10 protein-coding genes and 2 pseudogenes are annotated in these 14,062 nt (G+C 58.5%); 1 reads left to right on the forward strand and 11 read right to left on the reverse strand.

Features of this window, described 5'->3' with window-relative positions:
- Window positions 1–81 precede the first annotated feature (81 nt).
- The 10 genes and pseudogenes from FEE99_RS18225 to glaH all read right to left on the reverse strand — a co-directional run bounded on the left by FEE99_RS18225 (window position 82) and on the right by glaH (window position 11,796).
- Complete coding sequence (locus FEE99_RS18225; protein WP_023630205.1) at window positions 82–1,533, reverse strand: aldehyde dehydrogenase; 1,452 nt, start codon at window positions 1,531–1,533, stop codon at window positions 82–84.
- Between the two features lie 368 nt (window positions 1,534–1,901).
- Window positions 1,902–2,294 (reverse strand): annotated as a pseudogene (locus tag FEE99_RS18230) (methyl-accepting chemotaxis protein); the annotation flags it as partial.
- A gap of 539 nt (window positions 2,295–2,833) precedes the next feature.
- On the reverse strand, window positions 2,834–3,550 hold the full coding sequence (locus FEE99_RS18235) for an ABC transporter ATP-binding protein (protein ID WP_024075421.1): 717 nt from the start codon (window positions 3,548–3,550) through the stop codon (window positions 2,834–2,836).
- Complete coding sequence (locus FEE99_RS18240; protein WP_023048108.1) at window positions 3,550–4,308, reverse strand: ABC transporter ATP-binding protein; 759 nt, start codon at window positions 4,306–4,308, stop codon at window positions 3,550–3,552. The genes FEE99_RS18235 and FEE99_RS18240 overlap by 1 nt, the downstream gene beginning before the upstream one ends.
- Entirely contained in the window at window positions 4,305–5,213 is a 909-nt protein-coding gene (locus FEE99_RS18245; protein WP_023048107.1) for a branched-chain amino acid ABC transporter permease, read from the reverse strand. The genes FEE99_RS18240 and FEE99_RS18245 overlap by 4 nt, the downstream gene beginning before the upstream one ends.
- 26 nt (window positions 5,214–5,239) lie before the next feature.
- Window positions 5,240–5,551 (reverse strand): annotated as a pseudogene (locus FEE99_RS18250) (endonuclease); the annotation flags it as partial.
- 786 nt (window positions 5,552–6,337) lie between these two features.
- A complete protein-coding gene (gene gabD, locus FEE99_RS18255) occupies window positions 6,338–7,789 on the reverse strand; it encodes an NADP-dependent succinate-semialdehyde dehydrogenase (RefSeq protein WP_063542906.1) in 1,452 nt (483 codons plus the stop codon).
- Window positions 7,790–7,898: 109 nt separating this feature from the next.
- Complete coding sequence (locus FEE99_RS18260) at window positions 7,899–9,266, reverse strand: aspartate aminotransferase family protein (RefSeq protein ID WP_023048105.1); 1,368 nt, start codon at window positions 9,264–9,266, stop codon at window positions 7,899–7,901.
- Between the two features lie 238 nt (window positions 9,267–9,504).
- Window positions 9,505–10,734: an L-2-hydroxyglutarate oxidase gene (lhgO, locus tag FEE99_RS18265; protein ID WP_023048104.1), complete on the reverse strand. Its 1,230-nt coding sequence runs from the start codon at window positions 10,732–10,734 to the stop codon at window positions 9,505–9,507.
- An 84-nt stretch (window positions 10,735–10,818) separates the two neighbouring features.
- A complete protein-coding gene (gene glaH / locus FEE99_RS18270; RefSeq protein WP_023628647.1) occupies window positions 10,819–11,796 on the reverse strand; it encodes a glutarate dioxygenase GlaH in 978 nt (325 codons plus the stop codon).
- A 192-nt stretch (window positions 11,797–11,988) separates the two neighbouring features.
- On the opposite strand from glaH, the gene csiR reads away from it, so the two are divergent.
- On the forward strand, window positions 11,989–12,708 hold the full coding sequence (gene csiR, locus FEE99_RS18275) for a DNA-binding transcriptional regulator CsiR (protein ID WP_023048102.1): 720 nt from the start codon (window positions 11,989–11,991) through the stop codon (window positions 12,706–12,708).
- 377 nt (window positions 12,709–13,085) lie between these two features.
- Here csiR and FEE99_RS18280 read toward each other — a convergent pair whose 3' ends face one another.
- On the reverse strand, window positions 13,086–14,045 hold the full coding sequence (locus FEE99_RS18280; RefSeq protein WP_033902870.1) for an AraC-like ligand-binding domain-containing protein: 960 nt from the start codon (window positions 14,043–14,045) through the stop codon (window positions 13,086–13,088).
- Window positions 14,046–14,062 lie beyond the last annotated feature (17 nt).

Here is a 14,062-nt window from a genome sequence, read left to right on the forward strand (position 1 = left end):
GAGCGTTTTACGATCATCTGGGAGAAATGATGCGAACGCGCGTGAACCGGCGAATCCACTTGCTCCGCCGGCCCCGAAACATCAGAAGGGATAAGGCTGATCAGATGGCTCAACAGTGACCCACTTGATTTCTGTGAACTCGTCAATCACAGCGCTTCCATCGAAACGGCCGTATCCACTCTGCTTCATACCACCATAGGGGGCCTGCGCTTCGTTTTGTACGGTGGCGCCGTTGATGTGGACACAACCTGCATCCAACCGACTTGCCAGCTCAAGCGCTTTGGAGACATTGGCGCTGAAAATTGCAGATGAGAGGCCATAAGCCGTGTCATTGGCCACTTCCAACGCCTCCTCTGCCCCGTCGACACGAACGATCGTGGTAATAGGACCAAAGGTTTCCTCGTCGTAGATTTCCATGTCCTTGGTCACGCGGTCGACTAGCGTGGGCTGCATCAAGGCACTGTCGGCGATACCGCCCGCGGCGATGACAGCCCCTTTGCCGAGCGCATCTTCGATCAGATGGTTGATCCGCTTTACCGAGCCCTGGGCGATGACCGGTCCGACTACGCAGGTCGGAGATGCGGTGGGGTCGCCAAGCTCCAGTTTGCCGATTCGCTCGGAAAACTTACTCACGAATTCGTCGGCAACACGCTGATCGACCACGAAACGCTCGGTCGACATGCAGATTTGCCCTTGATACAGGAACGAGCCGAATACTGCGGCATTCACTGCGCCGTCGATATCGGCATCCTCCAGCACTACGAAAGGAGCCTTGCCACCCAACTCCAACAAACAGCGCTTGAGATGGGACGCACAGGTTTCGGCGATCATGCGGCCGACCTTGGTGGAGCCCGTGAAGTTGACCCGGCGCACGGTATCGTGGGCCACCAACGCTTCGGTGACAGCCGATGCGTCTTCGGGCGCGGTAATCAGGAAATTGAGCACACCCGCCGGCAGGCCTGCCTCAATGAAGGCATCGGCCACAAGGGCATGAGTGCGAGGACTGTTTTCCGAGCCTTTGAAGATCACGGTATTGCCGCACGCCAGCGGATACGCGATAGCGCGAGCCCCCAGGATCACCGGCCCATTCCACGGCACAATGCTCAGCACGGTGCCCACCGGCTGGCGAAGCGTCAACGAGAAAGCGCCAAGCTTATCGGTTGGAATCGTCTCACCCTTGATTTGAGTAGTGAGCGCTGCAGCCTCGCGCAGCAGATTCGCCGATGCACCTACGTTGAACTGCGCCCAGAGCTGCGATGCGCCAATTTCCTCAGCCATGATCCGGCAGAATTCCGACATCTTGGCCTCGAGGACATCCGCTGCTGCGAGCAGGAGACGACGCCGCTCGGTCGGTCCGGTCTTGGACCATTTGCGGAATGCTCGCTCGGATGAGGCCGCGAGCCGTTTTGCGTCTTCCAGGGTGCAGGCAGCCGCAGTGCTGACCAGTTTGGCGGACACAGGGTCAAGCCGTTGGATCGTCTTGCCTCCGGTAGCGTCCAGCTTGATATTGTCGATTACCAGTTGTGCACTCATTTCTAGACCTTTTAGACAGTAGGAAAATTGTGTGACGCGACCGCATTCAGTCGGCAGCTCCGGGCATACGCAGAATGGGACTGCGCTGCGCAGCTGCGTCAGTGATTGCGCGACTACGCGTAGCCGGATCTGCTACCCGGCTATTGAAGATGGGCGTTGTGCCCACCCTGCGAGCCAACTCCAGGCGAGAAGGCATCACGTCCACGGCAATGGCGGAGTCATGCGGCCAGGGCCGCTTTCCAGCCTAAACGGCTGTAGGCCAAGTTCAGGTCTTGCTGCAGATCGTGATTCCACAGCCAGTCGAATCGGCTGACGAAGACTGCGTCACAACGATGGGGTCGCAAGGTGCCCACTTCAGCGATAGCCCGCTAACCCAGCAGCTCGACCATGTCCTGGGTCAAGGTGCGCTGCTCATTCAGGCGCCGAACGATGCGCTCGACCGTCTCCAGCCGCACCGCGGCGCCGGCACGCATCTCTGCCATGGCGCCCAGGGCCGCGGCGGACTTCTCCAGGCCGGTGCTGGTGGACTGGCCGATGTGTTCGACTCCCGTCCGCGCCTCCTGCGCCGACTTCTGCAGGCTGCCGGCGATCTGCTGGATCTCGCCGCTGGACTCGTTGGCGCGCTGGGCCAGGTGACGCACTTCGTCGGCGACTACGGCGAAGCCGCGGCCATGCTCACCGGCGCGGGCCGCCTCGATGGCCGCGTTGAGCGCCAGCAGGTTGGTCTGCTTGGCGATGTCCTGGATGCTGCCGACGATGGCGCCGATGCGCATCGACTGTTGCGACAGTTCGTCGAATACCTGATCGATGGTGCCCATGTAGCCGGCCAGCTCGCGGATCGCCGCCTCGCAGGCCTGGATGCTGGCGGCGCTGAACTGCACCTTTTCTCCGCCCGCGCGCGCCAGTTCAGTGGCGAAGAGCATGTCCTGCTCGGTGCGCAGGATGCTCTCGAGCAACTTCGCCAGGGGTGCGCGTAGCGGCAGGCCAGGGTCGGAAGGCGGCTCGGGAGCAGGCGCCGCCAGCAGCACCGGCGGTTCAGGCTCAGGCGCCGGTGGCGGCGCTGGCGCTGGCGCTGGTGGCGGCAACTCGACCAGGATCGGCGGCAACCTGTGGTAGAGCAGGCCGGCCAGGGTGACGCCGGCCAGCGCCAGGGCCGCCAGTGGGCCGTGCAGGCCGCTGTCCAACAGCAGCAGGCCGGCTGCGGCCAGCGCCGCCGTCGCTTGCAGCAACGCCGCCAGCGGCTTCTGCCAGTTTCGGGCAGGGGCGTCGGTCTTCTCGTTCATCGTCAGTCTCCCCGGCGTCACAGGCCAATATGTTCCTGGAGGATCTGCGGCTGGCACTTCAGCTCGACGCTGGGCCCGTCGAACACCACCCGTCCCTTGACCATGATCATGCTGCGGTCGGTCAGGTCGAGCAGCACGTTGACGTTCTTGTCCACCACCAGAGTGGCGATACCGCTGGCCTTGATCAGGCGGATCACGTCCCAGATCTCCTTGCGGATCAAGGGCGCCAGGCCCTCGGTGGCCTCGTCGAGGATCATCAGTTCGGGGTTGGTCAGCAACGCGCGGCCGATGGCGACCATCTGCTGCTCGCCGCCGGAAAGGTTGCCGCTCAGGTGGGAGAAGCGCTCGGCCAGGCGCGGGAAGGTCGCCAGCACCCGCTCCAGGTTCCAGTCGCGGCGCCCGTCCAGGCCCGGGCGGGCGGCCATGATCAGGCTCTCGCGCACGCTCAGGTTGGGGAACATGCCGCGGCCCTCTGGCACATAGCCGATACCGCGGCGGATGATCTGGTGGGTGGCGCGGCCGCTGCAGCGCTCGCCGCGGATCAGCACCTCGCCGCGGCGCGCCGGCGTCAGGCCGAGCAACGAGCGAATGGTGGTGCTCTTGCCCATGCCGTTGCGGCCCATCAGCGCCAGGGTCTCGCCCGGCTGGATCTGCAGGTCGACGCCATGCAGCACATGACTGTTGCCGTAATAGGTGTGCAGGCCGGTGGCCTGCACCAGGGCTTGTGCGCTCATCAGAATTGCTCCTCGCCGTCGCCCAGATAGGCCTGCTGTACCGCCGGATCGTTGCGCACCTGGTCCAGCGGGCCACTGGCCAGCAGCTCGCCGTTGACCATCACGGTGAGACGGTGGGCGATGCTGAACACCGCATCCATGTCGTGCTCGACCAGGACCATGGCGTACTGCTGCGACAGTCTGGCGAGCAGTTCGACCACCCGCGCCGATTCGTCCTTGCCCATGCCGGCCATGGGTTCGTCGAGCAGCAGGAAGCTCGGCTCGGTGGCCAGTACCATGCCGATCTCCAGTTGGCGTTGCTCGCCATAACTCAGGGCATCGGCCAGGGTGTCGCGGTGGGCGGCCAGGCCGCAAAGCTCCAGCGCCCGTTCGGCGCGCTCGCGTACCTCGACATAGGCCTCGCAGCGGCGGAAGAAACGAAAGGAGTTCTTCAGCCGCGACTGCGCCGCCAGCCAGCAGTTTTCCAGGCAGGTGAAGCTGGGAAAGATGTTGGTGCGCTGGAAGCTGCGGCCGATGCCCAGGTGCGACACCCGGTTGGGCGCCAAGCCGGTGATGTCGCGGCCGTGAAAGAGGATCTGCCCGGCGCTGGGCTGAAGATGGCCGGACAGCAGATTGACCATGGTGCTCTTGCCGGCGCCGTTGGGGCCGATGATCGCGTGTACCTCGCAGGGCGCCACGCTCAGGGAAATGTCGTTGACCGCACGCAGGCCGCCGAAGGCCTTGCTCAGTCCGCGGGTTTCTAGAACATGGGCGGTCATACGCCGGCCTCCTTCTTCATCGCGTCGGGGGTGGATACCGTACTTGCGTCGCAGGCCGTGGCTGTGCGCCGGTCGCAGAGCTGCAGCAGCAACCCGGCGAGACCGCGCGGCAGCAACAGAACCATGGCGATGACCACCAGCCCCATGGGCAGCTCCCAGTGCGGGGTCAGGCCGGCGAACAGATGGTGCAGGCCCTCGAAGGCGAAGGCGCCGAAGATGGCGCCGAACAGGCTGCCCATGCCACCGAGGATGACCATCACCAGGGCGTGGGCCGAGAGCTGCCAGCCGACCTGGTCGGGGCTGACGAAACCGTATTGGGTGGCCGAGAGCATGCCGGCGTAGCCGGCGATGGTGCCGGCAATGACGAAGGCCGCCAGCTTGTAGAACAGCGGGTTGTAGCCCATGGAACGGACCCGTTCCTCGTTGTGCTTGATGCCCAGCAGCACCCGGCCGAACGGCGCGCGCAGGAAGGTGCGCAGCAGCAGATAGACCAGCACCAGGGAGCCGAGCACCAGGTAGAACAGGCTGCGCGGGTTCTCCAGGTCGAGCAGATGCACCCCGGCGATGGCCACCTCGGGCTTGAGGAACAGGTAGATGCCGTCCGAGCCGCCGGCGAAGGCCGAGTCGTGGAACAGGTAATAGAGCATCTGCGAGAAGGCGATGGTCGCCATGATGAAGAAGATGCCCGAGGTGCGGATGATCAGCAGGCCCATCAGCAGCGCAGCTGCGGCGCTGACGCCCAGGCACAGCAGCAGCGCCAGCCAGAAGTTCACCGCCTCGAACTCCGGGGCGAACAACACCAGGCTGTAGCCGGCGATGCCGAAGAAGGCCGCCTGGGCCAGGCTGACCATGCCGGTCACGCCCACCAACAGGTCGAGGCTGAGAGCGACCAGGGCGAGAATCATGATGTGGGTCAGTTGCTGCAGGTGGAAGGATACTGTCGATCCCAAGCCATAAGCAATTGCTGTTGCTGTTGCTGTTGCTGTTGCTGACAGGACATGGACATGCCATAGCGATCCTACGTGTAGAAGGTCGGGCAAGCGACCAAGCCTTTCACTTCATCACGCGGCACTGCTGCTCGCCCTACGAAATCAATGCGGGTACTACACGTTCCGTAATAAGGGACTGTGGCACCATGCCATAAAGGAAGTTGCTTCGCCTCACCGACTGACGGATAGCGGTTGGTCAGGTCAACTTTCATGGCACGGAAGACGGGGTCACCAGCTACGCAGTTCTTACGACCTTATGTGCCTCTGCTTGAAGATTTCTGCCAGTGGCTATTACGACTGGAGGGATCGTGATCCAAGCCCCGAATGCTCGCCTGATTGCGACCGAGCGAATTCAATGATGGTAAGTACGCCAACGGCCTGCTTTGCCAACTGCCCTACCCGACCGATGACACGCGTTTGATCATTGCAGCGGCACAGGAGGGAATCAAAAGGCTGTAACGAGAGGGTTTCAGCTATGCCAAAGCCCAAGTGTTGCTGCTAGACCTGTGTAAGCGTGATGAGTACACACAGGATCTATTCGCACAGGAACAGCCAGCTCGAACAGAAAAGCTAATGAGCACATTGGATGCAATCAACGGTCGCTGGGGCGCCTTAAATCATCGCACCAAACCATCTTAGAGAGAGTTCACCGTCGCCCCTAACATGGCATAGGTGATGGATATCACCTTTATCCATACCAGCAGGACTGGCTGTGAAGGCAGCATTACTTCGCCTAATCTAGCGCGGCGGGATTAAAAAGGCGCAGAGCCTAGGTGTAGGACTCCGCGCAACGCTCAATCGTTAGAAATGTTAGGCACCTAGCTCGAACAGGGGGCGCTGTCGACGCGGATACAGGCCTCCAGACTCTGGTTGCGCGGCAACAGCCGTGAGAAGTAGACGGTGACGTAGAAATAGCCCGCGTCAATCTTTGTCTGCGCCACAACCGATGTAGCATGCCCGGGTTTTATAGACCGGGCCAAGATTAATGATGCTCGCCAAGTGGGGCCTGAGCGAGAATCACGTGCCTATTCGCCGGGCTCTTAGATACCACCCAGGCAGAGGTACTTGATCTCCAGGTAATCCTCAATGCCGTACTTGGATCCTTCGCGACCCAGGCCGGATGCCTTGATACCACCGAAAGGCGCAACTTCATTGGAGATCAGCCCAGTATTGACGCCGACCATACCGTATTCTAGGGCTTCGGCCACACGGAACACGCGCCCCATATCGCGGGCATAGAAGTACGAGGCCAGGCCGAACTCGGTGTCATTGGACATCGCGATCACGTCGGCCTCGTCCTTAAAACGGAACAGCGGCGCCAGCGGACCGAAGGTTTCTTCCTTGGCTACGGCGGCGTTATTCGGTACGTCAATGAGGATGCTCGGCTCGAAGAAAGTGCCACCGAGGGCGTGCGGCTTACCACCAGCGAGTAGCTTGGCACCCTTGCTAATGGCGTCGGCAATGTGCTCCTGGACCTTGGCCACCGCCTTGGCATCGATCAGAGGGCCGGTGGTGATACCTTCGTCCAAACCGTTACCAATCTGCAACTTAGCTACCGCGATTTTCAGCTTCTCGGCGAAGGCATCGTATACGCCGTCTTGGATATACAGGCGGTTGGCGCACACGCAGGTCTGGCCATTGTTGCGGTATTTGGAGATCAGTGCGCCTTCCACTGCCTTATCAAGGTCGGCATCATCGAATACGATGAACGGCGCGTTTCCGCCCAGTTCTAGCGACACCTTTTTAATGTCCTTGGCACATTCGGCCATTAGCTGGCGACCAATTTCGGTGGAGCCAGTAAAGCTCAACTTGCGCACGATCGGGTTGCTAGTCAGTTCGCTGCCGACTTCGCCAGCACTGCCAGTGATTACACTGAACACGCCTTTGGGGATCCCGGCACGCTCGGCCAGCACTGCCAACGCCAGCGCCGAATAAGGCGTTTGCGACGCTGGCTTGAGCACCATGGTACAACCGGCGGCCAGGGCCGGGCCGGCTTTACGGGTGATCATGGCTGCCGGGAAGTTCCAGGGTGTAATCGCTGCCGTTACGCCGATGGGCTGTTTGATCACGATCAGGCGTTTGTCCGGTTGGTGGCCGGGAATTACGTCGCCATACACGCGCTTGGCTTCTTCGGCGAACCACTCAAGGAAGGACGCCGCAGAAGCAATTTCGCCCTTGGCTTCGGCAAGTGGCTTACCTTGCTCCATGGTCATGAGACGACCCAGGTCGTCCTGGTTTTCAATCATCAGTTCAAACCAGCGGCGCAGTTTGTTGGCGCGGTCTTTAGCTGTCAGTGCACGCCAGGCTGGCAGGGCATGATCTGCTGCTTCGATGGCTCGACGGGTTTCCGCTGCCCCCATCTTCGGCACACTACCCATAACTTCGTTGGTGGCCGGATTGGTGACCTGAATGGTCTGGCCGCTGTCCGCGTCCAACCAGGTTCCGTCGATATAAGCCTGTTGGCGGAACAATTGGGTATCTTTGAGTTGCATGGCGTGCTCCTTCGCAGACTGCATTCAGTGCTGCTCAGCTATTTTCCAAGCTATGAATTTAAGCCGAGGAGAGCCACATAAAAGCAATTCTCTCCTCCCCCGGATTGATCTAACCAACCCACTGAGTGGTGTCGTCCAGCGCCCTGGCAAAGCGCTCTACAATCATTCCGACTTCCTGTTCGTTGACGATTAACGGCGGGCAGAAGGCCACGGCATCACCCATGGCGCGAGTAATCATGCCGTGTTCCTGGGCTCTGCCGGCCATGTAGCGTCCGAGGGTGCCTAGCGCCTGATACGGCGCCTTGCTCACGCGATCGCCAACTAGTTCTACCGCAGCGATCAGTCCACAACCGCGAATTTCGCCCACCAAGGGATGATCGATGAAATGCTGTAGGCCGCTGCGCAACAACTGGCCCATTTGCGCCGCATGCTCGACCAGGCTCTCCTCTTCAATAATCTTCAGGTTCTCCAAGGCCACGGCAGTAGCTACCGGATGACCGCTGCCGGTGAACCCATGCCCAAGCGCGCCAAGCGCTTGGCTCTGATCAGCGATGCCCTCAAATACTGGGGCATTGATCAGAATCGCCGCTATCGGCTGATAAGAAGATGACAGTTGCTTGGATAACACCATGATGTCCGGCTGGATACCAAAGGTCTGGCTGCCAAACATCTGCCCGGTACGCCCAAATCCACAGATTACCTCATCGGCGATAACCAGGATGTCGTACTTACGGCAAACTTTCTGGATCTTCTCCCAGTAGGTACGAGGCGGCACTATGACACCGCCAGCGCCCATCAATGGCTCGCCAATGAACGCTGCGATAGTCTCCGGGCCTTCGGCGAGAATCTTCTGCTCGAGCTCGACGGCAAGGCGGTCAGCGAAATGCTCTTCACTTTCACCGGCAAGGGCGAAACGATAATGGTGCGGGCAGCCGACATGCAGGAAGCCTGGAAGCGGCAGGTCGAAACCGCGCTGGTTGCCTGGAAGGCCAGTCAAGCTTGCGCTGGCGACGGTGATGCCGTGGTAGCCGTTGACCCGACTGATGAACTTCTTCTTGGCTGGTTTGCCTAGAGCGTTATTGAGGTACCAGACCATCTTCACTACAGTATCGTTAGCCTCGGAACCGGAGTTGGTGAAGAACACCTTACTCATAGGCACCGGCGCCATCTCGATCAGCTTTTCGGCTAACTCGATACTCGGGCGATGCGATTTGTGACTGAACAGGTGATAAAACGGCAGGGTGTTGAATTGCTGCTCAGCTGCCTTGATCAGACGTTGATTGCTAAAGCCAAGCGCGGCGCTCCACAACCCAGCCATCGCCTCGATATAACCCTTGCCCTGATCGTCATAAACATAGATACCCTCCCCGCGCTCGATGATCAGCGGGCCAAGCTCCTGATGAAGGCGAGCATTGGTGTAGGGGTGCAGTTGATACTGAATGTCTTTTTCTGGCAGCGAGGATACTGACTGGTTCATGGGGCGCTCTCAATATGACTAACAAGCATGGTTTCTGGGAGTAGCCTTATAAGTAGGCATCCGGCTTTTGATCACAATCACACACTTCAATTCGGTAACGAGTTCAGTAACGATGACTTGGCTCGGGGACGTTAAGTGCACTAGCCGATAGCCTATTAGACTGAGCCGGTGCGGGGCTTGTCGTCTTGCGCACAGTCTTGTTCGTTCCAGTGCACTGCCGAATTCGCCCCGCACTGCCTCATGCGGGATGTTGGTTTTTTACAAACCTGGGTAGCCCCTGCAGCTGTGCATCAATCTGCTTGATGATGTAGGCGCCTATGGGAATTGCAGAGGTAGCCGCCGGCGATGGTGCATTGCAGACGTTGACGCTACGGCGGGTATTGCGGAACAGGAAGTCCTCGATCAACTTGCCGTCCGCTGAAACCGCTTGGGCGCGGACGCCGGCCGGGTAAGGCTTGAGATCCTGCAGCGTTAAGCTGGGGCAGTACTTGCGTACTTGCTGTAGATAACCACGCTTGAACAGCGAGTTTTTCATCTCGATCAGGCCGGGCCGCAGATTGTCCTTGAGCACTTTAAGAATGCCCGGATTGGTGAGCATTGCGAACGTGTCGGACAAAGATATGTCACGCTTGCGATAGCCCTCACGCTTGAGTGCCAGCACAGCATTGGGACCGACTGTCACACTGCCGTCGATCATTCGCGTCAGGTGCACGCCGAGGAACGGCATGGAGGGATCGGGAATCGGGTAGATCAGGTGATTGACGATCCGGTTGTGCTGCTCAGGCAGCAAATAGTATTCGCCACGGAACGGGCAAATGCTAAAGCCAGGATCTAAGCCCAGTAGACATACAATGCGGTCGGCCATCAGACCCGAGCAGGTCACCAAAAAGCGTGCAATGACTTCTTCATGCTGGGTTTTAACCCGCATCTCCGTGGCGCGCTCTTCCAGGCCGATGACTTCGCTGTCGTAGCGAATCTCGCCACCGTGCCTCTGGAACTCGCGAGCCATGGCAGCGGTGACCTCGGCATAGTTAACGATACCACTGGAGGGCACGAAGATCCCGCCGATTCCGGTGATGTTCGGTTCGCGTTCCTTCAGTTGCTCCGCAGACAGCCACTCGCGCTCCAGACCATTGGCTGCAGTGCGCTCCCAAAGCGCGCGCATGCGCTGCATTTCCACCTCATTGGTGGCGACCAGCAACTTACCGCACTCATCGTAGATAATGCCGTGCTCGTTACAGAACGATTTGGTAGCACGGTTGCCTTCCAGGCAGAACTTCGCCTTCAAGCTACCCGGCGTGTAGTAGACGCCGGCGTGGATGACCCCGCTATTGTGCCCCGTCTGATGCTTAGCTGGCCCGGACTCTTTCTCGAGCAACAAGATTTTCGACTCTGGGTAGGCCTTGATTAATTGCATGGCAGTCGACATGCCGATAATGCCGCCCCCGATGATCACAAAATCGTACACCGCTATCACCTCTACTCGATCTGTTTTGCCCCGTGGACAAACGACAAGGGCTAAACCGCGCAGCCCCTGTTCAATTAATGGCAATTATTGGCCTTGCTGATGGCCGAGTTTGGGGTAACTGAAGTAACCGCGCTGGCGCATCAGTTCACGGCGCAGCCCAGGGTGAGGGGTGAAACGATCGCGGCCATGCAGCCAATACAGGTTATTAATCAGCAGGAAGCAGCCAACTGGCACCGGCACGGAAAGCTTCTGTTTACTGCCCTCCAGGGAGATAGACAGGTCGGTCAGCCAGTTGCCCTCGTCGAAGTCTTTGGGCTGAACAAATTGATCGATATAGCGAATAGTCGGCCGCCCTTCGGCGTCGACATCAAAGATCGAATGGAACACGTCCGTATCGACCCTTTTACTCGGCGGCGCGGTCCAGCGCATGACGCGCCGTGCTAGCGGATGATGGAAGAAAGCATGGCGATCCTCCCAGTCGTCCAGATGCAGGATCAGCGAGTTGCCACCTTCGATATTCTGCTCATCGATCTTCATCATCAGCACGTAGTCGGTGATCTGATCGACGAAAGTACCATCGTTGTGCAACTCCATTACCCGGTGAGGTTGGCGCAGGTAGCTGTCCGAATTATCGACGTTCTCGACCACGAAGCGTGCGTAGAACTGGCCGCTCATCGCATCAAAGTTCGACCGCCCCAGCAGGTGGGCCACAGCAGTCGAGAATTTGACCATATCATCAGCTTGTGCCACATCATTCAGGGCCTCCTGCTTGATTAACAGCCCTCCGGTGGCACGATCCATTAGGGCGTTGAGTAGCACCGGGCGCAGGCTGTTACCGCAGAGATCGTCAAGAATTTTGGCGAAGCGAAATCGCAAGAAGGACTTGTATTCCAGCGCCTGCACCGGCCACTCGGCCACTGCTACACAGAAAGCCTCTATCGTCGCCTTAGTGAAGGTCAGCTCGAACAAACGGGGCGACTGAGCGGAGGGTGAAAGAGAAAACCCCTTAACGGCGGTCGGTAGCGGCATCACAAGATCTTTGAGCTGGGTAAAGGCATTCATGGCAGAGTCCTGACGAAAAAATTGTCTGTACGCCGCCCCGAGATTTACCAGAACAGCCGGACTAAAAATATAGCTATTTTATAAAAATGTCTACGCTTTTATAAAATAGCGACACTCGGCAACTGCATCTCCACTTAGTAAATATTTCTGCAGTTGCGTATGATGGATAAAACCCGTTGAGGAGCATGGTTTATGGATACGCTCGCCCCCCGCCAAAACTCAGCAGTCAGCGGCTATGAGTGGCTCAAGCGGGACATAATTCAGGGCATGTTCAAGCCCGGAGAAAAACTGCGAATGACTGCGCTTAAGGAGCGCTACGACCTAGGCGTAGGCCCTCTGCGTGAAGCGCTATCGCATCTGATTGCGGAAAATCTGGTAGTAGCTATCAGTCAGCGTGGCTACCGCGTCGCTCCTATGTCGCTGAGCGAAATGCAGGACATCTATGACGCACGGGCCAATCTCGAAGCGCTGGTACTTAAGCTCGCCATCGAACGCGGCGATGACGCCTGGGAGGCCCAGGTGTTGGCCTATTCGCATACATTGGCCAAGGTAATGGAGGTCAAGACCCAGGAGCAGATGCTGGAAATATGGGATGCCCGACACAAGGCCTTCCATACAGCTATAGCCTCCGGCTGTGGGTCTAGACACCTGCTGCAGGCGCGCGCCTATCTGTTCGATCAGGCCGAGCGCTATCGCCAGCTGTGGCTGCGGCGCACGGTGCTATCCGAGGAGGCCTTGTCCCTGAAACGTCAAGAGCACAGCGAACTGGTAGAAGCTATCCTTGCCCGTGACGCAACGCGAGCAAGCGCCATGATGCAGGCTCATCTGATGACACCAGTACCGATCATCGAAGGGATCATGCGCAACAGCAACCTGAGAGCATCCCAGTCCGCCCCTGAAATCATGGGATAGTTACCGTGTCTCGCCCTTAGAGGGGGTGCCTGCGGAATTTCAGCATGTTTTTTGCAGGACAGACCTGAAGCAATTACTACCCAACACCATAGCTTTGCACCTAGCATGGTTCCGTCTTACGCTTGTGAAGCCTGCGCCGCTCTCAGCCCGCTCGCGTGAACCTAAAACAATAAGCTTGGCTTGATCAGCAACACCAGCTACGCATGAGTTTGCCAATGCAGACGACAAAGGCTTACCCAAGTTAGCGCCCGTATGGAATATCAGACGCCGATATATAACTGGTACTCCCGCAACGGTGAAAAGGCGTGGAGCCTTTATGGGGAGCTACGCCGAGTGACTTCTAATCCCCCAGAGCACATTGACAATAAAGTAACCGGCTACGGCTTTAACGAAACGGCTCGGGCTTCACTGGCAGTACAACTAAAGTGCTGGCGAAAATGCCGGGAAAATTGTGCCTGATCACTGAACCCCCAACGATATGCCAGCTCACCGATTGATAGGTGGCAGTGGGGATCACGTAGGCGTTGATATACAGCCTCCAATCGTTTCAGGCGAATCCATTCACCGAGACTGTAGGGCGTACTGAAAAATAATTTATGCAAATAGCGAACCGATAAGCCGCAGGCCTGAGCAATATGCTGCGGGTTTAGTTCAGCTGAACACAAGTTTCGGTCGATGTAGTGCTCGATACGCTGCAAATGCAGGGCAGCTAGACTCGAACTCTCACTATTAAGGACGCGCTCATCTTGGCGCAGAGCCATTAACAACGTCGAAAGCACCTGTTCCAGCAGCATATGACGGGCATCCGCATCGCATTCGTCGAAGCGCGCGGCACACATCGCCAGTTGATCAACAAAAATTCGTCCCAATCCACGCCGAGCCTCGAAACAGAAACGGGTGTAGCGCTCGGCTCCACGTATCTGTCCATGTAGCGCGCGCTCAGGCAGCTTGAATACCCAAAGGTCGTTGTCGCAGGAGTAGTGAAAACGATAAGGCGCATCGCCTCGCTCGAAGATGAACCCACCTGGCTTACAATGGAGCTCACGACCGTCTTGCTCGAAGTGTACTTCGGTAAGGCGCGGCACTGTTACAAGGTAACAGGGTTCAGTATCTTCGCTAACCTGGCTCTCGCTGCGCGAATAGCCTAGCTGACTGGAGCGCAGGCGCGATAACGCCAACGGCGTACTGCCCGTTTTCCAAATTTTCAGGCTGCCTTGGAAAATGGCGCTGGAATTGAACTCCAACGACAATGGAAAATATGTATTGCCGATGGCTTCGGCCCAACGCGATTGCCTTTCTCCCTCAGGCCAATACCGCGTAGACAATTGATCTGTCATGAAAGGTCCTCAATTTG

Source organism: Pseudomonas sp. ef1 (assembly GCF_007293365.2).
Classification (GTDB): domain Bacteria; phylum Pseudomonadota; class Gammaproteobacteria; order Pseudomonadales; family Pseudomonadaceae; genus Aquipseudomonas; species Aquipseudomonas siliginis.